The sequence below is a fragment of the Nostoc sp. genome (assembly GCF_036917435.1).
GTDB lineage: Bacteria > Cyanobacteriota > Cyanobacteriia > Cyanobacteriales > Nostocaceae > Nostoc.
In genome coordinates this window covers 1-23,123 of the sequence record NZ_JBALDM010000004.1, presented here as the reverse complement: position 1 = coordinate 23,123, position 23,123 = coordinate 1, and the positions used below count along the sequence as shown (strand labels likewise).

Genomic DNA, 23,123 nt, shown 5'->3' with positions numbered 1-23,123 from the left:
AATGGGTTCGCCGAAATAACAAATGGGTTCGCCGAAATAACAAATGGGTTCGCCGAAATAACAAATGGGTTCGCCGAAATAACAAATGGGTTCGCTGAAATAACAAATGGGTTCGCCGAAATAACAAATGGGTTCGCCGAAATAACAAATGGGTTCGCCGAAATAACAAATGGGTTTTAGCTTTGTCACGCCAGCGTAACCACCGTAAATCTCTGGTGGATGAAGTTCTTCTGACTTGTGTATACACCGTAGCCTTACTAAGGAGAGGGATTCAGGGTGAGGTTTGATCTTACAGAGATTTTATTTTTACTTTATAAATAGCCTCTAAACCTCTGCCTCCTTTCTTGTTTAAAAGAATCCTTCCGATTCAGCGAATTTACGCAAACGTGGTAGACACTGGCGCTGATAAAAACTGCTTAATGTCGGAATTAACAAGTCAAATTCCTCAGATAATTCTTTCCAGCTAACTTCCGGGGGTAGGCGTTTAAGAATTAACACCTGACAATTCACATCTGGCCGCCCTTTAATATGAGTACGGCACAGTTCACCTTCAGAATCGGTCTTAGCCCATATCTCCAAATCTTCCAGAATGGGAGGTGCTTGGGGGGTAGCAGGAAGGTTATCGATAGGATCGATTGTTTCACCTGTTCCACCTGATATAGACTGACGAACCCGAAGCGGCACTGTTGTGGCTTGTTCCCGGTTCTGCTTAATGTAAAAGTCCTGTAGTCTCCGTTTTAGGTAAGCATTCAGCCAGGTGATGACACTGCCATAGGTGGGGTCATAGATTTGACCTGTCAAACCTTCACAAACATTGCGGCAGAAATACAACCAAGTTTGTTGTAGTGCATCTTGATAGTAGGGAGTACTTTCCCTCCAGAGTCTATTTGCTGTCAAACGAATAATTTGCGTGAGCAGCTTTTGACGCTGAGGACTTCCAAGTGGGTGTCCACAGGCTTCGGTAACTAAGCGGCGTAGCTGTTCATCGAATTGAACCATGACAATCTTGGGGCAGAAAGAAAGCAAGAATATCTTAGTATTGCGTATAATAACCTTACAAAAAATTACCTTTCGTCAAGATTTTGGGCATTGGGCATTGGGAATTGGGCATTGGGCATTGGGAATTGGGAATTGGGAAGTGGGAATTGGGAATTGGGAATTGCGAATTGGGAATTGCGAATTGCGAATTGCGAATTGCGCATTGGGCATTGAGAATTGGGAATTGCGAATTGCGCATTGGGGAAGAAACTTGTTAAATAATTTCCCCTCATCTCCCTCATCTCCCTGCCCCCTGCCCCCTGCTCCTTTCCTTCTTTCCCATTCCCCATTCCCCATTCCCCATTCCCCATTCCCCATTCCCAATCCCCTCAATATAATCCCAGCCAAGAAAATAAATTTTCCCACCAAGAATATGTCAGATTACCAACACTCAGCTTCATTTTGTTGCGAATGTCTTGGATATTCCAGTTGGTTAGTTTAGCCAGAGTTTGCGCCTCTTGTTCAAAACGCTTGGGCAAAGATCGCTTATATTCTCTACCCGCCTGACATTTGAGTTCCCCTTTGAACGGATGTTGCAAAACATAACGCCCTTGGAAAGATTCACTGTTAGCAGTTTGTTGAAATATCAAGTCTTCAGGGAATTTGTCACGGGTGTAGCGGACATGCAACCGGGAGATGAAGACGCTACTTCTAGGAGAGGGACGACGAAAGCTTGGGGATACTGGTACATTACTTCCAGAATTATCATCTAGCCAAAATACGCCTGCTTGCTTCAGTTCTTCTTGGCTTAGAGGATCGGCTGAACAAGGATCGCAACTACCCATATCCCAAGCGTATTCTAAAAAACCAACTTTCCTGTCTTCTTTGGTATAAGCAGTTTGAAACATTGATTTGTAGAATTCACCAAATTTATCTTTGACAAACAAGGGAATGTTTGCGTCAGAGGGGATTTTCACTGTCCGATAGTTAGTGATTTCTGCCTGTCCTTGGGGTGAGAGGATGTAGACAATCAAATCCTGCTCTGTCGTGGCATTGATCATGCCCAAACGAATTGGCAGCATGAACTTGGGTGACTGGTAGGAAATTTGTAGCGGACGAAGAAACTGGTAGCCAGATTTCTCGAATTTATCTAAGTTGACTTTGGCAACAAAGAATTTCATTGAGGAGCGGATGTAGGGTTTGAGTAACTGTTTCGCACCTCTAGGAATTTTGTAACCATTGCGTTTGAGCCAAGTTTCTAATCCGCCAGATTCTTTAGCACTAAGGATCAGTATGTCGTATTCGCCAACGTTGAAACGTGCTTCGACTGTTACACCCAAACTAAGATTGCCACTTGCACCCTGCGCCTCACTTCTGGCTGATGGCGCTGGTGCTGCATCCATCCAATCGGTATTACCTATTGGGGCACAAGGATCTGAATCGAAATATTCTACCAATCGCGGCGCACTAAAAGCATCTAAACGTTCGATAATTTTGCGTTCAGTGATGCGAACTTGCTCTTTTTGCAGCACCGTTGGCACTGGTACAACCATTGCAAAATCTTTGACTTCGCCTTGAAAGTCGTTTGCCATTGTTAGGACGGTGCGTTCACCATCCCGTGCAATTACCACCTGAGAAGCTTTGTTATAGAGTTTTGTGTCAGCTTTAGCTACATAAAATCCACAAAATGCCCAAGCTGCGGGTGCGAAGCATAAAACAGCTACAATTGTCAATAATAATGGCGTTAAGAGTCGAAAAAATCTCATTTTATACCTCTGCATTTTTAATTAGAGACGCGATGAATCGCGTCTGTACAAGAGTTAGGAGACGCGATCAATCGCGTCTGTACAGGAGTTAGGAGTTCTTCATCTGCCTCTTGCCAAGAAAACCTTGGGGCTAACCACAGAACATCTAACAGAATCGTCAATGGCGCAAGGGCAAACAGCGCCCAGAAAACTGCTGTGGAAATAAAGAAATAATTTCGCAGGATAAAAGTTAATCCGGCGATGCAGATTGCCCAAATTACCCGCCCAATTCGGGAATTGGGAATCGATCGCGGATCTGTAATCATAAATAGGGCGAATAGCAGCAAAGATCCGCTCATCAATCTGTGCCAGTAAACATCCCAAGTCCAACCCAGCCAGAGATTACGAATCGCCTCTAGTAAGGAGTAGGAACCCAAAAAGGCTGCTGTGGTATCCCAACGACCAACGCGCTGCAAAATCATACTGCCAGTGCCGACAAATAATAGCCCATACCACCACTCTTCACCCCATTGTCCCGGCGAAACCCAAGCATCGGGGGTCAGAATCAAGGCAGATATGATGCCAAAATTGGTGGGATTAAAGAAATGTTTATCGCCGACTTGGAAGAGGAACTTGCTAGCGATCGCAATTACTGCGGCTATTGCCATTGTCGTCCAGTGATCAGCCCGTAACAACAGGCTTAGTCCCAGGGATGTAATTAAGGCACTGCGAAGATTTGCCATTTGTTCTTTGCCAGTAACTAATGACAATATCCATTGAGTTATGAGACTGGTGGCGATCGCTACCCCAATTAATTCTGGTCGCAGCGTCCAATCTCGTGTACCAATTCCCAAGACTAAGAACAAGCCAAGAAAGAGAATTTGATAATCTCGTATATCTTTGAGCAGCATTAATCCTTCAATTCCGGGATTACCCGTAGATTTCCCATCAATCTATACGAGTACTAGCTCAAATAGTAATGCTGTTACAGATTTTGTTACAAAGCTTCCTCTGTGCTTCTGCGATCGGCCTGTCAGTAACGTCAAAAAATTGACTCAACTTACAGCAGTTTTAGACCAAACCCGCCACAAAACAAATCACAAAATGAATTATATCACTGGCTTTGATTATTTCTTTTTGTGGCACGATTGATTGCAATTTGCTGTAATTAGGGACTTCCAAATAAAAAAATATTCAACTACTTATTATTGTGGGGTGGGCATCTTGCCCGCCCTATTGAACTGGGCAGGCAAGATGCCCACCCCACAAGATTGGATAATTTATTCCTTTGAAGTCCCTTACCTTTGCGGACTCTCTACAGTTACGCTAATGTTATCCGATACAACATCTCCCCAGCCTTCGGCACAAGCAAGATCCCTTCATCTTCACGGTTAGCCCATTCTGTAGGTCGAATGGTAGCCGGATCTCGATAGTTCAAGTTATGAACAGCACAGCGTTCCGCAGAAATACCTGTCGCTAAAGTGACACGAATCCGCGCTTTTTCACCTTCTATAAAATCAAATGTACCCATACCTTTTAAGTGAGTACTATGAGCCAACACTCCACCGGGATACGCTTTAAATTGATCCCACTGCTTGAGAAAATAATCCCGCACATGATAGCCAATTTGGGACAAAATTTCGCCGTGTGTATAGCTAAACTCGGTAATGTGAGGGGCATATATAATTACCTCGCCTCCATCGGCCACTACTGGCTCTAGCTTATACATTCCTTTAGCGGCTGTCCAAATGTCGTCATACATTTGGGGCATTACTGAAAGCACTTGTTTAAAAGGCTTATCTACATAAGTAATATGCAGTTTGTCGGATAATTTTGCAGCAGCTTCCCAGGCTGGCTCTGGTTTATCTATGTAAAGTCCAGCTAGCTGATTTGTTTTAGGTGCGACTACCATCGCCAAGCAAAGTTTTGGCGTAGAAATTAGGTTAGCGGCTCGATTAATTAAGCGTCGAACTGGTGTTATTCCCGATGTCCCAATGATTTCATAACTGGTGATTAAAGCACCCAACCAGTGGGATATATCAATTACTTCCTGACCACCAATACCGGGAAAAAAGTATTTATTTCCACCAGAAAAACCGACAACTTCATGGGGAAAAACGGGGCCGCAAATTATGATTAAATCATACTGTGTTACAAGCTTGTTAACCCGGACTTCAACAGACTGATGTAGCATTCCCCGGCTAATATCTGCTATCTCGTTTGCCGAAATTACTCCACACGAAATAAAGGTATCTGGTTCATTCCACAGGTGGTTAAAGATACAAACTTTTTTAAAGATTGTCTCTCGTTCCTCTGGTGTCACCCCAACTAGGTGATTGATTTGTTCTTCACTCATAGGATTATGTGTACCCAGAGCGATCAAAAAATCTAGAGCCGCTACCCTTTTACTCAAATCCTGATGCAGCAATCGAAACATTTGCGGGATGGGAGCAGTGCGGGTACTATCTGGAATCAAGACTAGGATACGCTGTCCATCTAAATGATGGTCTGCCAAAGCTTGATGAACTAGCCCAGAAACTTGCTCGTCGGAAAGTGTTCCGTTAGTTACAGCCAGTGAATACATAAATTAAACTCCACTGTAGATACTAAACCCACCGTCTACTGGCACGACTACCCCATTGATGAAACTAGAACCAGGACTACATAACCAAATCAAAGTGCTGAGTAATTCGTCTGGTTTTCCGAAACGTCCGGCGGGAGTATGCTCGATAATTTTCTGCCCGCGCCCGGTCAAACTGCCATCTGAATTTAGGAGTAAATCTCGATTTTGTTCGCCAATAAAGAAACCTGGCGCGATCGCATTTACTCGCATTCCATCCCCATACTTTTGGGCAAGTTCGACGGCTAACCAGCGAGTAAAGTTATCTATCCCGGCTTTAGCGGCTGAGTAACCAACTACTCGGCTAATCACTCGGATGGCAGACATAGAAGAAATATTGACAATACAACCGTGGGGCTGTTTTTTTTCGACCATTGCTTGACCAAAAACTTGGCTGGGCAGTAGAGTACCGAGTAAGTTTAGACTAACGACTTCCTCAAAAGCAACGTGAGGCATATCAAAAATAGTCGCATCAGGGGTAATTGTGGCAGCCGGAATATTACCGCCAGCCGAGTTTACCAAGATGTCTATTTGACCCCAACGCTGTATAATTTCATCTCTAGCTATTTCTAATTGGGAGCGATCGCTAACATCTGCCAATACAACCATACTTTCTCCACCATTAGCAGTAATCTCAGCGACTACAGCACCCGCCCGTACTTCATTGCGACCCAGAACGACTACTCGCGCTCCAGCAAGGGCTAAACCCCGTGCCATTGCTCCACCAAGCACACCAGAACCGCCTGTAACTACTGCTACCTGCTCCTTTAAGCTAAAAAGTTTACTTAAAATCAACTCTGACATCAACCATTCCCCCGTACAACATTTCATTAACTCTCTGCGTACCTCTGCGCTTCCCTCCGCGCTCCTCTGCGTTTAAATTTCACCCCTCAATTCGCCACGATTTTACGCAAAATTGTAAGCACTCTTAGCAAGGTCGTAAACTAAAGCGCGGGCCATATCATACCCTTCCTCTTCCTCAACCAATCCCCGTGTTACCAACCCAGCTAACCAGTTACAAGCTACCCGCCGCCAAACATTGTGACGAGCCGGAATCGAAACAAAAGCGCGAGTATCATCATTAAACCCAGCAGTATTGTAAATTCCGGCAGTTTCCATTACCTGATTAAAGTAGCGTTCCATGCCATTTATGCTGTCATGAAACCACCAGGGTGGCCCCAGCAATACAGTAGGATAATGACCAGCTAACGGAGCCATCTCTCGGCTGTAAGTGCTTTCATCCATGCCAAAAATGATTAAGCGGAAGCGCCGATCGTTCCCATAATCTGACAACAATGGACGCAGATTTTGAGTCCATTCTATATTTAGCGGAATATCACCACCTTTATCAGATCCAAATCTCTCAAACACAGCCGGATTATGGTTACGCATAACACCACAATGCATTTGCATCACCAAGCCATCTTCTACACTCATCCGAGCCATTTCCATAAAAATATGACCGGTAAACTGCTCCACATCTCCTGGATTGAGTTTGCCGTTTAATGCTCTAGCAAAGATAGCTTCTGCTTCCTGGTCGGAAAGGCGTGTAGTATAAGGCGTAGCTGCACCTTGATCGGTAGCTGTCGCACCCATTTTTTTAAAGAAAGCCCGACGTTCTTCTAAAGCTTGGACAAAAGTAGTGTAAGTGCTAATTTCTCTACCGATACTGCTTTCTAATTTTGCCAGATTTTCTCGCCAACCAGGAGCATCTAGGTTAACTACTGCATCTGGTCGAAAAGTCGGTCTAATTTGAGTAAAACCTTCTTGGTGGAGCGATCGCTGATTCTCTAGGTTATCACTGGCTGCATCGGTAGTACAAAGCACTTCGATGTTAAAGCGTTTGAATAAAGCACGAGGCGAAAACTCAGGCAAGGCTAACAAATTTTCTAGGTAATCATAGATATGTCCAGCATTGCGAGAGTTTAGGTTATTTACGCCAAAAATATTAGTTAGTTCGTCTTTGAGCCACAACCCGGAGGGAGTACCCTGGAATAGATAAAAATGTTCAGCAAACAATTGCCAGATTTTCCGGTGATCCGTTTCTGTTGGTGAACCATCACGAGTAGGTATACCCAAAGCTTCCAGAGGTATGCCCCGACTATAAAGCATCCGCAAAATGTAGTGGTCAGGGATAATAAATAATTCTGTCGGTGAACCAAAACTGGCTGCTGGATTAGCTAACAAGGCTGGATCTACATGGCCGTGTGGACAGACCAGAGGTAACGCAGATATGCTGTCGAAAAATTGATGGGCTAGTCGTCTTTGAACTGGTTCTGGAGAAAAACAGCGATCGGGAGATAAACTCGGTTTTTTGGTTAACATATTAACGCTCCTCTATAACTATCACGAAATAAATTTAATTACGAATTACGAATTATTAATGCTGCACTACTACCACGCTCTACTAAAAAGGGAGATAAAACGCGGTTTTCCACAGTTTTTTCTTCTAATAAATCGAGTAACATTTGCATGGCTATGCCACCAATTTCTAACATCGGCTGGCTGACTGTTGTAAGTGCAGGCGTAACGTAACGACCTAAAGCAATACCATCAAATCCAACCAGGCTTAAATTTCGTGGTACTAAAATACCTAGTTCTTGGCAAGCTAAAAGAGCGCCAACCGCCACCATATCGTTGTAACAAAAGATGCCTGTTACCTCAGCAGTCAACAATTTAGATAGCATATTTTGTCCCGTGGCGACATCACTTATTCTGGTATCATATTCGTCACTAATTGCAACCCAATCAGGATTTTGTGGTAGACCAGCTTCAGCAAGAGCCATTCTATATCCTTCTAGGCGCTGCTGATTCGACCTGCTGCGATCGCTCACACCGAGATAACCAATGCTGGTGTGTCCCAGACTAATTAAATGCTCTGTGGCTAATCTAGCACCTAAGCGATCGTCTATTGCTACTGAGTGAAATATTTCCGATTGATCTTCAGTCTGGCTGTTAATCAGAACTGTTGGTACAGCAATTTGGGTTAGTTGCTTTGTATGCTGTTTGCTAATTCGTGAATCGGCTATCAAGATTCCGTCTACTCTTCGACGATGAAAAGTATCAATAGCTGCCATTTCCTGCTCAAAATCTCGGTGTGAAGCACTTAACAAAACACTCAAACCGGCTGGTCTAGCTATCTGTTCAATTCCGTCTACTACCTCAGCAAAAAAAGGATCTGCAATGGAAGTTACTACTACACCAATAGTATTAGTACGTTTATTTTGCAAACTTTGAGCAATCGCATTTGGCACATAGTTCATCTCCTGCGCCAGTTGCTTAATTTCTTCTCGCACTTTCGGGCTAATGAGAGCATTATCTCGCAAAGCCCGCGAAACTGTAGAATGAGAAACGCCTGCTCTCCGAGCAATATCTTCAATAGAAATTCTTCGTTTATTCATTTTTATCTTAGGTTTTAAATATTGCACACGTGTGCATTTGTATGTATTATAGAAAATAATCGTTATTTGTCAAGAGATTTTAATACAACTCACATTTGCATACAATTCAGTAAATAATTGTCGTTGGGATAAGGCAACAAGCAATAGGCATAAGGGTTTTAGCTTAGTTCATTTTTCTTCAGATAGTGTGATTTTATTGTGCCTACTTACTTAGTACAGTATTTCATTAATTCGTAGCAAATTCTTTGCGTACCTTTGCGCTTACCTCTGCGCCCCTTTGCGTTTAAATTTCAACCCTCAATTCGCCATGATTTTACGCAAAGCTGTACTTAGTCCTACCTCTTCCCTCAATAACTTAACTTTTCCTCAGAAAAATATGATTATTATCATCATGGGTGTATCTGGTTCTGGCAAAACTACCATAGGAAAACTGCTAGCAGACTCATTGAACTGGGAGTTTAGTGACGCTGATACTTTCCATTCATCAGAGAATGTTGAGAAAATGCGGTGCGGTATTGCGTTGAGTGAAGCTGACAGAATACCTTGGTTAGAAGATTTGCAAACAGCGATAAAACATTGGTTGCAAGAAAATAAAAATGTCGTGCTGGCGTGTTCGGCTTTAAAAGACAGCTATCGGCAATTTTTGGTATTGGATAGCGAAAGTACTAAGTTAGTTTACCTGAAAGGCTCTTATGAGTTAATTCAAATACGTTTACAAGAGCGTAGCAATCATTACATGAGCGAAAAACTCCTCAATAGCCAGTTTGATACTCTCGAAGAACCATTAGACACCATACCTATGGATGTTGCACAACCACCCCAAATCATTGTGCAGAACATTAGAAAGGCTTTGAGCATTTAGCTTATTGCTTACACCGCAAGATTAAGATTAATCACGTCTTAAATTGGCTTGTAGTAAGGGCTTTAGCCCTGAGAATAGTGCTAAATCCCTTACTACAAACCTTTAATTATTTACGCCTACTTACTTAACACTCATTTAGAGAAAGCTGAAAAAAAACTTAATATAGATTTTACACAGGTGTGTATAAAGCTATTTATTCAAAAATCTATCCAACAGATAATTCATCTGTTGGCACAAGATTGTCGCTACCCAGAACGCATAACTACTTGGTTTTAAGTCTGCGCTCTACATTTCGTGTACTTTATTTGATCTGAGTAGATTGTAAAAAATACTTAACAAAGTATGTTGTACATAGTTATGCAAATAGAGAAAAACTTAACACACTGTTTTGCACACGTGTGCAAAAATAAATACATAACAGCTTTTGCACAGGTGTGCATAAAGTGCCAAAATCCGATTTAAAAATCAATGTCGACGAGCAAAAAGACATGTCTCAAACTCTAAAGAATTCCATCGAACAAGCTCAATACAATCCGTTACATTCGCTAGAAGAGTGGGAAGAAGACTTACTCAATCGCTATCCCAATCCAGACAGCATAGTTAAAGAAGGTAAAACGACTGAAGCGTACAGAAATTACGAAACACCGACTAGAGAAACGGTGAAAGAGTTTTATCGCTTAAACCATATTAATCAAACATATAACTTTGTCCTTGAGAAAGAAAATAATTTTCTCAAGTTTGATAAAAAAGAAATGTCTGTCTGGGATGCGGTTGAATTTTTGAATCAATTAGTAGATGATTCAGATCCTGATACAGACATGGATCAGTTACAGCACCTATTGCAAACATCAGAAGCCATTCGCGCTGATAGTCATCCTGACTGGATGGTACTTACCGGCTTATTTCATGATATGGGGAAGGTGCTTTGCCTATTTGGTGAGCCTCAATGGGCTACTGTCGGTGATACTTATCCTGTGGGTTGTGCATTTTCTGATAAAATTGTTTTCTCGGAGTTTTTCAAAGAAAACCCTGACTACAATAATCCCAATTACAACACTAAATATGGTATTTACGAGCCGAATTGCGGATTGAGTAACGTACATATGTCATGGGGACATGATGAGTATTTTTATCAGATGATGAAAAACTATTTACCTGAACCTGCATTGTATATGCTTCGCTATCACTCATTTTATCCTCAACATCGGGAAAACGCTTATGAACATTTGATGGATAAACACGATACAGAAATGTTTAAATGGGTAAATTTATTCAATCCTTATGATTTGTATTCAAAAAACCCGACTCCACCTGATTGGCAAAAATTAAGACCATACTATGAAGATTTAGTGGCTAAATATTTACCCGCAACGTTAAAGTTTTAAACTGATGAAACTTCATAACTGGCTATTGCTGTGCGCTAATAACGCCTCATTTCTCTAGGAGATGCTAGGAGATGTCAATCAATTTTGGATTTGAGATTACCCCCATATCAAAGATAGCTGTTCTGGGAAAGAGATTTGAGATTTTTATATAGTGGCTATAAAGCTAGCTTTATACTTGGAATTTTGAATCCTTCAACATTACCCAAAACTTAAAATCTGAAATTGGTCATACTCTAATGTCCAAACTGGATTATAAAGCTTGGAAAGATAAATGTTAAGTTTCTTGAATTATACCTAATCTCAAAAATACTTAATATTTGCAAATACTACGGTTCCAAGAGTTTTGACTAAAGAGACATTAAAAATCTTTGTTGACTTTGTAAAGTTCGATAAAGAAAATTCATTTTTGTACTGAGGCGGGATAAACTAATAAAAAGACAAGTATAAGTTCACACTTTTAAGAATATCAATCTCTAGAGTTTTACTTAAAGAGTGGTTTCATTGTAGGCACATTAAAAAAGTATTCTTACAACAAAACTAATGTGATTCTCTGACGTAGAGTAACCGTCAAGAAATTGCTTTAAAATAAAATATCTAGTTTACAAAAGCGAATATTAGCAACTCAAATCACGTCAGTTCACAAGACATTTAATGATAGTTGATATTCACAAGACCATCAGCATGACTAGGTTAGGGCTGAATTTATTAGACCTAGTTGATATTGTGATGAACTCGCATATTTATATTCTGCTGACCTTTATCAAATTTAAATCCGTTGTTAGAAAAAAACGAATATGAAGAGAATTTTGCTCATAGTTGGCATTTTAGGTTTCACTGTTGTTAGCTGCACAAATAGCGCTCCAAATGACAACTCTGCTACTAATACTGGTACTAACACTGCTACCAACACTAGCTTAGAGACTAAAGTAAATAGTCCAAATAGAAAATTGCAAACAATTGGTGTCGCCTTGGGTGACTTAGGAAACCCTTTTTATAATGCAGTGCAGAAGGGAGCAGAGATAGAAGCTAAGAAAATCGGTGGTAATATCAGAGTTAATGCGGTTTCTAGCGGCTTTGATTTGAACCAACAAAGCAACCAAATCGAAAATTTTACTGCTGCCAATACTGATTTAATTATCCTCAGTGCTGTTGATAAAAAAGGAGTTAAACCAGTAATTGATCGAGCAAGGCTTGCAGGTAAGGTTGTCATTGCCGTAGATTCAGCCGTTGATGCAGATGTAGATGCAATGATTAGCTCCAACAATACCCAAGCTGGAGAGATTGCTTGTCAATATATTGCCGATCGCATCAAAGGTCAAGGTAGTGTGGTTATCCTTAACGGTACGCCGATGGATTCAATCAATCAGCGAGTCAGTGGCTGTGAGAAGTCATTATCCAAATATCCTAAGATCAAACTCATCTCTAAAGACCAAAATGCTGAAGGGACAAGGGATGGAGGTTTGAGAGTGATGAGTGACTTGCTCACAACCTTTCCCAAAATTGATGCAGTTTTTGCCACAAACGATCAAAGCGGTGTGGGTGCAGACTTAGCCGCTAGACAAGCAAAACGCAAAGAATTTTTTATTGTTGGGGTTGATGGTTCGCCAGATGCAACCAAAGCAATGGAAGACAAAAATGGTGTATTTGCTGCAACTGCGGCGCAAAATCCCGCCGGTATGGCCGAAAAAGCGGTTCAGATTGGCAACGACATCATTCAAGGTAACAAACCTGAGTCACCTAATATTCTGATTCCAGTCAACTTGGTTACTAGAGATAACCTCAGCAACTACAAAGGCTGGTAAGAATAATTCGTAATTACAACATACGCAGGAAGACTTGATACACAAGGGTTACAATACTTGACTCTGTTTTTAGACATCTAGGAGATATGTGAATATGAAAAGAATTGCGATCGCCTCTGGTGTTACGCTTCGCGTAATCGCAGCTAGCATACTAAGTATCATCAGTGGTGGTGTTGTTGGCTGTACAAATGCCTCTCCCGATAACAATACTGCTACTAACACCGATACGAAACCTGCTACAAATACTAGTGCCGAGACTAAAACTGCCACTGGAAATTCCAAATTACGATCCGTTGCCTTCACCGTTGGCGATTTAAGTAACCCTTTCTTCGTCCTCATGGGACAAGCAACTGAGGCCGAAGCAAAGAAAATTGGGGGTAAAGATGTCAATGTAACTGTAGTTTCCAGTGCCTATGATTTGAATCAACAATCCAATCAAATTGAAAATTTTACTGCTTCCAATACTGACATTATTATTGTCAATGCTGCTGATAAAAGTGGTATTAAACCAGCAATTGAAAAAGCAAAACTTGCCGGTAGAATTGTCATTGCAGTAGATACTGGTGCTGAAGGAGGTGTGGATGCCACCATCACTACTAATAATGTTCAAGCTGGAGAAGTTAGTTGCAAATATATTGCCGATCGCCTCAAAGGTAAAGGCAATGTTGTAATAGTTAATGGCCCGCCAGTAGACTCGGTAGTTCAGCGAGTTAGTGGCTGTGAGAGCGTACTGTCCAAATATCCCGATATCAAAATCCTCTCCAAAAACCAAAATGCAGAGGGTAGTCGGGATGGAGGACTGAGAGTTATGACCGATTTGCTTACAACATTCCCGAAAATTGATGCGGTTTTTGCCATCAACGATCCGAGTGGAGTTGGCGCAGAACTAGCAGCAAACCAAGCACAACGTAAAGATTTCTTTATTGTCGGGGTTGATGGTGCGCCAGAAGCAATAACTGCGATCGCAGCTAAAGATGGTTTATATGCTGCCACCGCTACTCAAAATCCGCGAGGGATGGCCGAAAAAGCAGTTCAGGTTGGCAACGACATTTTAAATGGGAAAAAACCTAGCAATCCCACCATTTTGATTCCAGTTAAGCTGATTACAAAAGATAATGTCAGCACAGAAAAGGGCTGGAAATAATAATAATAATTGTAAAGTTGCAATTATTAAAAATAATGCCAATTTAAATTGAGTCTTTTGACACATTGACATAGTTTTTGCACATACCCATGATGTATATATGTGCAACTGTAAAAAGTTCTGATATGTTGCCTTTCGATATTCAGAACTTTCTCAGATAGCAATCAGTTTCAAAAACATGATTTTGTGATAATTTTAATTTCACATCAGCTATAAATTTCTAATATCAAGTCCGCTCAATTACCCAAATAAAACTACCGTGTACACACAAGTCGAATTACCCCCCTTAATCCCCCCTTGTAAAGGTGGGAAATAAGAAATCCGGTTCCCTCCCCAATACATACGGGGAGGGTTAGGGTGGGGTAACGCGAGAACTATTGAGCGCACATAAGATAACTCAAAATTGCGACTTTTAAACTCTTTTTACAGGAGATGTTCATGACAACAAACATTGAAACCTCATTTCCTGATGCACCTACAACCACCCCTGTATTAGAAATGCAAGGGATTACTAAACGATTTCATGGTGTATCTGCGCTCCAAAATGTTAATCTCACCATTTATCCGGGAGAAGTTCACGCCCTGATGGGTGAAAACGGAGCAGGTAAAAGTACATTGATGAAAATCCTGGCTGGGGCTTACATTGCCGATGAAGGAGAAATTCGCATCAATGGTCAACCCCTGAAAATTACCGATCCGGCGACAGCACGCAAGGCGGGTATTAATCTTATTTATCAAGAACTGAATGTTGCACCTAATTTAACCGTTACCGAAAATATGTTTATGGGTAGCGAGTTGCGGCGAGGTCAGTTTTTAGACCGCAAAGCTATGCAACAAGAAGCAGAGCAAGTGTTAGAAAGTCTTGGAGCCAATTTTACAGCCCAGACTATAGTTGGTACTTTATCAATTGCAGAACAGCAACAAGTCGAAATTGCCAGGGCACTGAAAGACAACAGCCGTGTTTTGGTGATGGATGAGCCAACAGCAGCACTTTCTGACCGCGAGAGTGAGCATTTATTTGAGGTAATTCGCAAACTACGCAGCGATGGCATTGCCATTATTTACATCAGCCACCGCATGGAAGAAATCTATGCCTTAGCTGACCGCATTAGCGTCTTACGCGATGGTCAATATATTGGCAGTCTGACACGCAGTGAAATTTCTCCACAGCGATTAGTGCAGATGATGGTCGGTCGTTCCATGCAAGACTTTTATGAACATCAACGGCAAATGAATCCTGGCCCCGTCGTGCTGGAAGTCAGAAATATGAGCGACGCACGTCAGAAGATTGAGCCAGCTAGTTTTCAACTTCATGCGGGGGAAATTCTCGGTTTAGCGGGGTTGGTTGGTGCAGGACGCACAGAATTATCCCGGCTGATTTTTGGTGCTGACCGAAAGGCTAGTGGTGAAGTATTTTTAAATGGCAAAAAACTGGAAATTAATTCGCCCAGTGATGCGATCGCTGCGGGGATTGGCTACGTTCCAGAAGACCGCAAAGACCAAGGCTTATTTCTAGAGATGAGTGCCCGCAAGAATATTGCTATCAACACACTCAAGCAAGATGCAAGGGTTGGAATTGTTAACTGGGGTTCAGTTAATCGGTTGTCAACAGACGCGGTAGAAAACTTTAATATCCGTCTAGCTAATTTGGAAATTAGAGCGTTGGATCTTTCTGGTGGGAATCAACAGAAGCTACTGCTAGCGCGTTGGTTAGCCATTAAACCCAGAGTATTGATGTTAGATGAGCCAACACGCGGCGTAGACATTGGTGCCAAAAGCGAAATTTACCGAATTATGAGCGAATTAGCAGCGCAAGGTGTTGCTATTTTAATGGTTTCCAGCGAACTATCAGAAATTGTCGGTATGAGCGATCGCGTTTTAGTAATGCGAGAGGGACAACTCGTAGGCGAACTGGACGGCAGTCTTGGCAAAGAAATCACCCAAGAAAAGATTATGCACTATGCAACTGGAGCATCGGAGGTATCAGCATTATGAGTCAGACAGTCAGACCACCGGCCAATAAATTAGCCAACAATCCCGCATCCCGCAACCGTAAATCAATCAGCACTCTCCTGGAAGTTGCGGGTATTCTGCCAATTCTAGTAATTATCTGCATCTTATTTGCATTCCTTTCTCCCAACTTCCTTACGGGCGGTAACATCGTTAATATCTTGCGTCAAGCATCAATCAATATTGTGCTGGCGACAGGAATGACCTTTGTAATTCTCACCGGAGGTATTGACCTATCAGTTGGGTCAATATTGGCCGTTTCTGCCGTCGTTGGACTGCTGGTATCACTACTCCCAGCTTTAAGTTGGGCGGCTGTACCTGCTGCATTGCTAGCAGGATTACTTTTAGGCTTAGTCAACGGCGCTCTCATCACCTTCTTAGATGTGCCACCCTTTATTGTGACGTTAGGTTCACTTACAGCCTTACGGGGTGTAGCCTTCTTGATTGCCAAGGGTACAACGCTGATTAACCGGGACATTAATTTTGCTTGGGTGGGTAATAGTTACGTCGGGCCTCTGCCGTGGCTAGTCATCATTGCACTACTGACAGTAATTGCTAGCTGGTTTGTGTTGCGGCAAACTGTTTTAGGAGTGCAGATATATGCTGTCGGTGGTAACGAGCGGGCAGCCAGATTAACTGGGATTAAAGTTAATCGGGTATTGCTATTTGTCTATGGCATTAGCGGATTACTGGCAGGCTTAGGAGGAGTCATGAGCGCCAGCCGTCTATATAGTGCCAGTGGCATATTGGGACAAGGTTATGAATTAGATGCGATCGCAGCTGTTATTCTAGGTGGAACCAGCTTTACAGGTGGTATTGGTACCATTGGCGGCACTCTTTTAGGTGCATTAATCATTGCTATTCTCAACAACGGTTTAACTCTGTTGAACCTATCTTACTTCTGGCAACTAGTCGTCAAAGGACTAGTAATTATTTTGGCAGTAATGATTGACCGACTCCGCAGACGTTCTAGAAGGTAAAGGGGATTGGGGAGATGAGGGAGATGAGGGAGAAAGAATAGCTAAATTAATGCCCAATGCCCAATGCTCAATGCCCAATGCCCAATGCCCAATGCCCAATTCCCAATGCCCAATGCCCAATGCCCAATGCCCAATATATAAACTATGTCTTCTACTACTGTTCGGCGTAAAACTAACACATTCTATGTCATTTTGATTGCTGGTGCTGCGGCACTCGGCGGCTTTCTGTTCGGTTTTGACACTGCTGTAATCAACGGCGCGGTTTTATCTCTAGCAAAAGCTTTTAACACCAGTAGTTGGGTAACAGGGCTGGCAGTGTCCCTAGCATTACTGGGGTCTGCCGCAGGAGCCTTCTTTGCCGGACAAATTGCAGACCGTTATGGTCGAGTCAATGCAATGGTGGTCGCTTCCGGGTTGTTTACTATCAGTGCCATTGGCTCTGGGCTTGCCTTCACAATCTGGGATTTTATCTTTTGGCGAGTTTTGGGTGGAATTGGAATCGGCGTTGCTAGCGTCATTGCGCCAGCTTACATTGCGGAATGTTCTCCCACCCATTTGCGAGGAAGATTAGGATCTCTGCAACAATTAGCGATCGTAGTGGGAATTTTCGTCGCCTTATTGAGCGACTACTTTATCGCTGTGTCAGCAGGTTCAGCAGACTCGCCATTTTTGTTTGGGGTTGCAGCTTGGCGCTGGATGTTTTGGACAGCAGTTCCGCCTGCGATATTTTACGGAATGGTGGCTTTAACAATTCCTGAATCCCCTCGTTACTTAGTTGCCAAAGGACGAGAGCCAGAAGCTGTTAACGTTCTGACTAAGATTTTGGGTGGTGACGTGCTGCCAAAAATTGAAGAAATTCGGCAGACAGTACTTCGTGAACGCCAGCCCAAGTTTTCCGATCTTTTAAGCAGAAATGGTGGACTTCTTCGCATTGTTTGGATAGGAATCGGCTTATCTGTATTCCAGCAATTCGTTGGGATTAATGTAATCTTCTACTACAGCAGCGTTTTGTGGCGGGCAGTCGGGTTTTCCGAACAAAGTTCTCTGACAATCACGGTGATTACAGGTGCTGTCAACATTATTACAACACTAATTGCGATCGCCTTCGTGGATAAATTTGGTCGCAAGCCCTTGCTCATAGTAGGGTCAATTGGCATGACCTTTACCTTGGGGACAATGGCTTATATTTTTGGCCACGCTCCTCTGGATGCTGCTGGAAACCCCGCCCTCATCGGAAGCGCCGGAACTCTGGCTCTGATTGCAGCCAATCTCTATGTATTTTGCTTTGGTTTCTCTTGGGGGCCAGTGGTTTGGGTGTTATTGGGAGAAATGTTTAATAATAAAATTCGAGCGGCTGCACTTTCAATTGCAGCAGCAATCCAATGGGTTGCGAATTTCGTTATTTCCACAACATTCCCTCCCATACTGCAATATTTCGGTCTAGGTTCTGCCTATGGACTCTATACAATTGCGGCGGCTACCTCATTCTTTTTTATCCTCTTTTTTATTAAAGAAACCAAAGGAATTGAGTTAGAAGATATGTAATTTACATCCACTTAATACCTCTGTGGCGTAATTGGTAATTCTGATATCAAGGGTGTGTTATGCCGGAGGCTAACGCACCATCCTAGATTTTCGGTGCGTTAGGACTAACGTCCATAACGCACCCTACTAGATTGAAGCTATGTATATTGTGTTTTTCGACTTGTGTGTACACCGTAGCCTTATAAAGGGGGGAAACAAGAAATCCGGTTCCCTCCCCTTTATAAGGGGAGGGTTAGGGTGGGGTAACGCGGATCGTGATGGGAAGTGAGTGGTGAATGAACTCAATATCCAGTTTTTACAAGGGTTTCACGTTAAGTTGACACCAATGGCAACATGAGCGCCCTAATGATACAAACTTTATCTGGAATATCCAACAACAACTAAATACAAGCTTTCGCTTCAGTCAATCAGTAAAAAGATGGAAACTCTCAATACGGCTCTTTGTTCTTATGGTTTATCTGGTAGAGTATTTCATGCGCCATTCATTGATTTGCATCCCGGATTTCAATTAGCAGGCTCCTGGGAAAGAACCAAAAAGCTCATACAGGAAGATTATTCAGGAGTAAAAAGCTATCCTTCTTTGGAAGCATTACTAGCAGATGATCGAGTAATGTTGGTAGTGGTAAATACACCAACTTATACACATTACGATTATGCTAAACAGGCTTTGTTAGCAGATAAACATGTAGTGGTAGAAAAAGCATTTACCACTACAGTGAAAGAAGCACAACAACTGCATGAATTGGCATTAAAAAAGGGAAAGAAATTATCTATATATCAAAACCGTAGGTGGGATAGTGATTTTAAAACAGTAAAAAAAGTTCTACAAGAAGGCTTGTTGGGTGATATTATTGAAGCAGAATTTCAATTTCAAAAATATAAACCAGCACTCAGCCACAAACAACACGTAGAAGTTCCGAGTCCAGGGGCAGGAATTTTAAACAATTTAGGGCCGCACTTAATAGACCAAGCTTTGCATTTATTTGGGATGCCTGATGCTATTTTCGCAGACATCCGAATCACAAGGCTGCGATCGCAGGTAGATGATTATTTCGAGTTAATACTCTACTACGACAAACTGCGCGTCAAGTTAAAAGCAGGTTTTCTTGTGCGTGAGCCTGCACCTGCCTACATCATACATGGCACTAAGGGTTCTTTTCTCAAAAGCAGAGCCGATGCCCAAGAACAGTATTTAATAGCGGGTATCAAGCCTAATACACTTGATTGGTATACAGAGCCAGAAAGTGAATATGGCTTACTGCATACAGAAAAAGACACAAAAGTAATTCGGGAAAAAGTAAAAAGCTCACAGGGCAGTTATTTAGGCTATTACGACGCAGTATATAAATCTATTGTTGATAATCAGCCAATTGCTGTTACCGCCGAAGACGGAATTAATGTAATGCGAATTATAGAAGCGGCTATTAAAAGCAGCAATGAGCAGAAAGTTATAGCGTTGCTTTAAGTAACCTAAAACTTAAACTCAAAATATTAGGACTTCTACAAAACTACAATTCATAGGGGCAATTGATAAATTGCCCCTACCTGAAAATAATGGTTTCAGCTATTGTTTTTGTAAGTCTTGATGTACTGTTTATAAACTTTTGTTCAATTGTAATCTCTTTAGTTACAAAGTCAGAATTTAACCATTTTCAATTAATAAGTCAATGATCAAAGTCCTTTCTCATAGCTTCTTTATCTTATTGTTGACAGTTCCAGCAGTTTGGGCAGTACCTCCAGAAGAAAATTCGAGTCCAGCAGATGCTGGTAGAAATTTGCAGGGACAAGTAAATTCTGTTTCCCAGCTTTCCGATATCAAACCGAGCGATTGGGCATTCCAAGCACTGCAATCACTGGTCGAACGCTATGGCTGTATTGCAGGTTATCCTGATGCAACCTATCGCGGTAATCGTGCCTTGAGTCGTTATGAATTTGCGGCTGGTTTAAATGCCTGTTTAGACCGGGTAAATGAATTAATTGCTGTGGGTACTAATGATTTAGTTAAGAAAGAAGATTTAACAGTGCTGCGAAATTTGCAGACAGAGTTTGCGACAGAATTAGCAACTCTGCGTGGCCGGGTGGATACGCTGGAGGCACATACCGCAACGCTAGAGGAGCAGCAATTTTCCACCACTACTAAGTTGAATGCTCAAATTATTACCGCCATTAGTGATACCTTTGGTAATAGAGTGGGTGGAAAAAGCGATGATTCCAGTATTTATTTTGCAAACCGGGGTCGCCTTAACTTAGAGAGTAGCTTCACCGGTAAGGATTTATTGCGAATCCGGCTAGAATTTGGCAACTTTACAAATTCCAATGGTACAAGTCAAATTGCGGCAGCCACAGGCACTGGGATGACACGCCTGAATTTCGACAATGACAGCAACAATACACTGATAATTCCCCACATCCGTTACTACTTCCCCGTTGGTGATTCCCTTTCCTTCGTTGTTGGCCCCACAGGTATTGGTTATAACGACATCACAAATAACATCACTCCTGCCACGATCGCAGATGATGGTAATGGCATTCCCTCACTATTTGGTAAAAACAGTCCTCTCTTCGAGCGGGGTGGTGGTGGTGCAGCCGCTAACTTGAGTATCAGTAAAAACTTGATTCTCACCTTGGGCTATTTGGCAAATACTCCGAACGTTCCATCAGCGCAAAATGGCTTATTTGATGGCGGCTACAATGCTCTGGCGCACCTGGCATATTACAGCGAAAAAGGAGCTATTGGTGTTGCCTATTCTCATGGTTATAACCCTGCTGGCACTGTAGATGTCAACGCCGGCAGGGGCAGCGCCCTATCAAACGCTCCCTTTGGAAACAACATTGCTACTTCCAATAGTATTGTTGGTGTACAGGGATACTATCGCTTTTCCCCAAATTTTCAGGTTCACTCTTGGGGTGGATATGTCTGGGCAAATGCGAAGAACTCTGGTTTCAGTGATATTTCTAATGGTAGGGGTGGAACAGATTCTCTCTTCGTGAATAATGGTGATAGTGCCAATGCTTGGTTTGGGGCGATTGGGATGTCGTTTCCCGATGTGGGTGGTAAGGGTAATTTGCCGGGAATTCTTTTCGGTATACCGCCACATGTTTCTAACAGTAATGTCCGTCAAGACCGAGACACCGCTTACCATATAGAAGCATTCTATCGCTACCGCCTGAACGATAATATCTCAGTAACTCCTGGTTTTTGGGTGATTCTTAACCCGGAAAACGATAGTAGAAATGATACGCAGTATGTGGGTGTACTTCGTACAACCTTCGATTTTTAATGTGAATGGTTTAGTTGACTAAGGGATTTCCAAGAGGTAAATTATCCCATCTTGTGGGGTGGGCAACATGAGCGCCTTTGTATATGGGCGCTCATGTTGCCCACCCCACAATAAGTAGTTGAGTATTTTTTTATTTGGAAGTCCCTAACTAGGGTTGCAGGCAGCAACCCTTTTTTGTTGATGGGAATTGGGCATTGGGCATTGGGAATTGGATCATTCTAATCCAACCAGCAAATTTTACCTTCTCGTTGTGCGATCGCGTAGCGTCTCGTAGAGAAGGCATCGCTTGATTGGCGCAAACCATGATTTGTATATGTAATTCACCAATGCGATCGCCGAAAAATTACAAATTTTCCAGTTTAAGAAGGCTTGCAAGACTCTCACAGTAAAGATTTTGCCGATAATTTTGCCTTAACTTTGCCAAAAGATACAAAAAAGTGTCATAATTTTTGCCAAGATATATATTACTATTTCCCAACATTCACTTGGCAAAAATCAGCATGAGTGAAAAACCCATAGAAGATAACGGCAAGGCTTTTCTCGTTCTACTTTTGCCCATCTCGTTTTTGATTATTTTCCTGGTTGCTACCTGGAGAATTTTACTAGCGTTAATTGTGCTGGTAATTGGCTTCAAGATTTGGCAGGAATATCAATGGCAACAGTGGACTATACGAGTTAACCCAATTTTTCATCAGTTGGTTCGAGAAAATCAGGGCAGACTTACGCCAATGGACTTGGCAATCAAGGGCAATTTTCCCGGAACAACGGCAAAACGCTACTTGGATGGTAAAGCCTCAGAATTTGGTGCCAGTATAGTGAATTCCGAAGATACAGGACAGTCTTATTACTTTATAACTGCCAGTATTCTCGGCAATATTCTTGACAGTAGTGAGCCTGTCAAAGAACTTCCGGCTCAACCAGTAACTAAAACTGCGCGATCGCTCCTAGCACCACCACCAATCCCACAGGAGGAACAACCAGAAACTGAATCACAACCACAGCTAACCCATGAAAAAGATAAACGATCGCTGGAAAAACAGTTAATTTTTGGCTCTCTCATTCAATCTGAACTTGCCAAACGGCTAAGTGTTTATTCCAGTACGGTTTATAAACGGCGAAATGATCCAGAGTTTCCTGAATGGAGTCGCAGTAAAGACCCTGATGGTATTGCCTGGTCATACTCGGAAAGAACTAAAGAGTTTTTCCCAGTAGAGGAAGAATAAAAAGGCAAAAGAAAGAACTTTCAAGCTTTGGTTTTTACTTTTTACTTTTTACTTTTAACGAGTCGCGGAAGTCCCCACCCTCAATGTACTCATAGGGTGGGGATTGTGAGCGGACGGCGACGAAACCAACTCCGACCGATATTAGTC

Annotated in this window: 22 protein-coding genes; 12 read left to right on the top strand and 10 right to left on the bottom strand. The window is 42.3% G+C overall.

Annotated features, from left to right (window positions below; genetic code table 11):
• From V7K98_RS02070 to V7K98_RS02050, 5 genes are all read right to left on the bottom strand, one after another.
• Positions 1-247: hypothetical protein (locus tag V7K98_RS02070; protein ID WP_335019125.1), on the bottom strand; the 247-nt coding region annotated here is incomplete at its 3' end.
• A gap of 101 nt (positions 248-348) precedes the next feature.
• Complete coding sequence (locus tag V7K98_RS02065) at positions 349-999, bottom strand: sigma-70 family RNA polymerase sigma factor (RefSeq protein WP_335019123.1); 651 nt, start codon at positions 997-999, stop codon at positions 349-351.
• 75 nt (positions 1,000-1,074) lie between these two features.
• Positions 1,075-1,335, bottom strand: coding sequence for a hypothetical protein (locus V7K98_RS02060; RefSeq protein ID WP_335019121.1), 261 nt, complete (start codon positions 1,333-1,335; stop codon positions 1,075-1,077).
• Between the two features lie 32 nt (positions 1,336-1,367).
• A complete protein-coding gene (locus V7K98_RS02055) occupies positions 1,368-2,744 on the bottom strand; it encodes a DUF2330 domain-containing protein (RefSeq protein WP_335019119.1) in 1,377 nt (458 codons plus the stop codon).
• 17 nt (positions 2,745-2,761) lie between these two features.
• Entirely contained in the window at positions 2,762-3,634 is an 873-nt protein-coding gene (locus tag V7K98_RS02050; protein WP_335019117.1) for an RnfABCDGE type electron transport complex subunit D, read from the bottom strand.
• Between V7K98_RS02050 and V7K98_RS02045 the strand changes: the two genes are divergently transcribed.
• Complete coding sequence (locus tag V7K98_RS02045; protein WP_335019115.1) at positions 3,624-3,875, top strand: hypothetical protein; 252 nt, start codon at positions 3,624-3,626, stop codon at positions 3,873-3,875. The genes V7K98_RS02050 and V7K98_RS02045 overlap by 11 nt on opposite strands.
• Before the next feature lie 169 nt (positions 3,876-4,044).
• Here the strand turns inward: V7K98_RS02045 and V7K98_RS02040 are convergent, their stop codons facing one another.
• The 4 genes from V7K98_RS02040 to V7K98_RS02025 form a co-directional block, all read right to left on the bottom strand.
• The gene (locus V7K98_RS02040; RefSeq protein WP_335019114.1) at positions 4,045-5,307 is read right to left on the bottom strand and encodes a lactate racemase domain-containing protein; all 1,263 of its coding nucleotides are present in this window, start codon (positions 5,305-5,307) and stop codon (positions 4,045-4,047) included.
• A gap of 3 nt (positions 5,308-5,310) precedes the next feature.
• Positions 5,311-6,147, bottom strand: a complete 837-nt coding sequence (locus V7K98_RS02035; protein WP_335019112.1) for an SDR family oxidoreductase — start codon at positions 6,145-6,147, stop codon at positions 5,311-5,313.
• 102 nt (positions 6,148-6,249) lie between these two features.
• The gene (uxaC, locus tag V7K98_RS02030; protein WP_335019110.1) at positions 6,250-7,668 is read right to left on the bottom strand and encodes a glucuronate isomerase; all 1,419 of its coding nucleotides are present in this window, start codon (positions 7,666-7,668) and stop codon (positions 6,250-6,252) included.
• 38 nt (positions 7,669-7,706) lie between these two features.
• Positions 7,707-8,744 (bottom strand): LacI family DNA-binding transcriptional regulator, encoded by a 1,038-nt coding sequence (locus tag V7K98_RS02025; protein ID WP_335019108.1) that lies wholly within the window; start codon positions 8,742-8,744, stop codon positions 7,707-7,709.
• A gap of 376 nt (positions 8,745-9,120) precedes the next feature.
• On the opposite strand from V7K98_RS02025, the gene V7K98_RS02020 reads away from it, so the two are divergent.
• The 10 genes from V7K98_RS02020 to V7K98_RS01975 all read left to right on the top strand — a co-directional run bounded on the left by V7K98_RS02020 (position 9,121) and on the right by V7K98_RS01975 (position 21,753).
• A complete protein-coding gene (locus tag V7K98_RS02020) occupies positions 9,121-9,606 on the top strand; it encodes a gluconokinase (protein ID WP_335019127.1) in 486 nt (161 codons plus the stop codon).
• A 443-nt stretch (positions 9,607-10,049) separates the two neighbouring features.
• Complete coding sequence (locus V7K98_RS02015) at positions 10,050-10,991, top strand: inositol oxygenase family protein (protein WP_335019106.1); 942 nt, start codon at positions 10,050-10,052, stop codon at positions 10,989-10,991.
• Positions 10,992-11,785: 794 nt separating this feature from the next.
• Positions 11,786-12,793 (top strand): ABC transporter substrate-binding protein, encoded by a 1,008-nt coding sequence (locus V7K98_RS02010; RefSeq protein WP_335019104.1) that lies wholly within the window; start codon positions 11,786-11,788, stop codon positions 12,791-12,793.
• A gap of 94 nt (positions 12,794-12,887) precedes the next feature.
• The gene (locus tag V7K98_RS02005) at positions 12,888-13,937 is read left to right on the top strand and encodes an ABC transporter substrate-binding protein (RefSeq protein WP_335019103.1); all 1,050 of its coding nucleotides are present in this window, start codon (positions 12,888-12,890) and stop codon (positions 13,935-13,937) included.
• A 438-nt stretch (positions 13,938-14,375) separates the two neighbouring features.
• Positions 14,376-15,932, top strand: coding sequence for a sugar ABC transporter ATP-binding protein (locus V7K98_RS02000; RefSeq protein ID WP_335019101.1), 1,557 nt, complete (start codon positions 14,376-14,378; stop codon positions 15,930-15,932).
• On the top strand, positions 15,929-16,927 hold the full coding sequence (locus tag V7K98_RS01995) for an ABC transporter permease subunit (RefSeq protein ID WP_335019099.1): 999 nt from the start codon (positions 15,929-15,931) through the stop codon (positions 16,925-16,927). The genes V7K98_RS02000 and V7K98_RS01995 overlap by 4 nt, the downstream gene beginning before the upstream one ends.
• Positions 16,896-17,123 (top strand): hypothetical protein, encoded by a 228-nt coding sequence (locus V7K98_RS01990; RefSeq protein WP_335019097.1) that lies wholly within the window; start codon positions 16,896-16,898, stop codon positions 17,121-17,123. Before V7K98_RS01995 ends, V7K98_RS01990 begins: the two co-directional genes overlap by 32 nt.
• Positions 17,072-18,472, top strand: a complete 1,401-nt coding sequence (locus V7K98_RS01985) for a sugar porter family MFS transporter (protein WP_335019095.1) — start codon at positions 17,072-17,074, stop codon at positions 18,470-18,472. Before V7K98_RS01990 ends, V7K98_RS01985 begins: the two co-directional genes overlap by 52 nt.
• A gap of 418 nt (positions 18,473-18,890) precedes the next feature.
• Entirely contained in the window at positions 18,891-19,937 is a 1,047-nt protein-coding gene (locus V7K98_RS01980; protein ID WP_335019093.1) for a Gfo/Idh/MocA family oxidoreductase, read from the top strand.
• 202 nt (positions 19,938-20,139) lie between these two features.
• Positions 20,140-21,753, top strand: a complete 1,614-nt coding sequence (locus V7K98_RS01975; protein WP_335019090.1) for an iron uptake porin — start codon at positions 20,140-20,142, stop codon at positions 21,751-21,753.
• Positions 21,754-21,901: 148 nt separating this feature from the next.
• Here the strand turns inward: V7K98_RS01975 and V7K98_RS01970 are convergent, their stop codons facing one another.
• Positions 21,902-22,057: a hypothetical protein gene (locus tag V7K98_RS01970; protein WP_335019088.1), complete on the bottom strand. Its 156-nt coding sequence runs from the start codon at positions 22,055-22,057 to the stop codon at positions 21,902-21,904.
• Between the two features lie 196 nt (positions 22,058-22,253).
• Here V7K98_RS01970 and V7K98_RS01965 point away from each other — a divergent pair, with 196 nt between their 5' ends.
• Positions 22,254-22,976 (top strand): hypothetical protein, encoded by a 723-nt coding sequence (locus V7K98_RS01965; protein WP_335019086.1) that lies wholly within the window; start codon positions 22,254-22,256, stop codon positions 22,974-22,976.
• Positions 22,977-23,123 lie beyond the last annotated feature (147 nt).

Bases quoted from the DNA above. Each gene is read 5' to 3' on its own strand.
- V7K98_RS02065 (WP_335019123.1), bottom strand. From the start codon at position 999: ATGGTTCAATTCGATGAACAGCTACGCCGCTTAGTTACCGAAGCCTGT.
- V7K98_RS02060 (WP_335019121.1), bottom strand. From the start codon at position 1,335: ATGGGGAATGGGGAATGGGAAAGAAGGAAAGGAGCAGGGGGCAGGGGG.
- V7K98_RS02055 (WP_335019119.1), bottom strand. From the start codon at position 2,744: ATGAGATTTTTTCGACTCTTAACGCCATTATTATTGACAATTGTAGCT.
- V7K98_RS02050 (WP_335019117.1), bottom strand. From the start codon at position 3,634: ATGCTGCTCAAAGATATACGAGATTATCAAATTCTCTTTCTTGGCTTG.
- V7K98_RS02040 (WP_335019114.1), bottom strand. From the start codon at position 5,307: ATGTATTCACTGGCTGTAACTAACGGAACACTTTCCGACGAGCAAGTT.
- V7K98_RS02035 (WP_335019112.1), bottom strand. From the start codon at position 6,147: ATGTCAGAGTTGATTTTAAGTAAACTTTTTAGCTTAAAGGAGCAGGTA.
- uxaC (WP_335019110.1), bottom strand. From the start codon at position 7,668: ATGTTAACCAAAAAACCGAGTTTATCTCCCGATCGCTGTTTTTCTCCA.
- V7K98_RS02025 (WP_335019108.1), bottom strand. From the start codon at position 8,744: ATGAATAAACGAAGAATTTCTATTGAAGATATTGCTCGGAGAGCAGGC.
- V7K98_RS02020 (WP_335019127.1), top strand. From the start codon at position 9,121: ATGATTATTATCATCATGGGTGTATCTGGTTCTGGCAAAACTACCATA.
- V7K98_RS02010 (WP_335019104.1), top strand. From the start codon at position 11,786: ATGAAGAGAATTTTGCTCATAGTTGGCATTTTAGGTTTCACTGTTGTT.
- V7K98_RS02005 (WP_335019103.1), top strand. From the start codon at position 12,888: ATGAAAAGAATTGCGATCGCCTCTGGTGTTACGCTTCGCGTAATCGCA.
- V7K98_RS02000 (WP_335019101.1), top strand. From the start codon at position 14,376: ATGACAACAAACATTGAAACCTCATTTCCTGATGCACCTACAACCACC.
- V7K98_RS01995 (WP_335019099.1), top strand. From the start codon at position 15,929: ATGAGTCAGACAGTCAGACCACCGGCCAATAAATTAGCCAACAATCCC.
- V7K98_RS01985 (WP_335019095.1), top strand. From the start codon at position 17,072: ATGTCTTCTACTACTGTTCGGCGTAAAACTAACACATTCTATGTCATT.
- V7K98_RS01980 (WP_335019093.1), top strand. From the start codon at position 18,891: ATGGAAACTCTCAATACGGCTCTTTGTTCTTATGGTTTATCTGGTAGA.
- V7K98_RS01975 (WP_335019090.1), top strand. From the start codon at position 20,140: ATGATCAAAGTCCTTTCTCATAGCTTCTTTATCTTATTGTTGACAGTT.
- V7K98_RS01970 (WP_335019088.1), bottom strand. From the start codon at position 22,057: ATGGTTTGCGCCAATCAAGCGATGCCTTCTCTACGAGACGCTACGCGA.
- V7K98_RS01965 (WP_335019086.1), top strand. From the start codon at position 22,254: ATGAGTGAAAAACCCATAGAAGATAACGGCAAGGCTTTTCTCGTTCTA.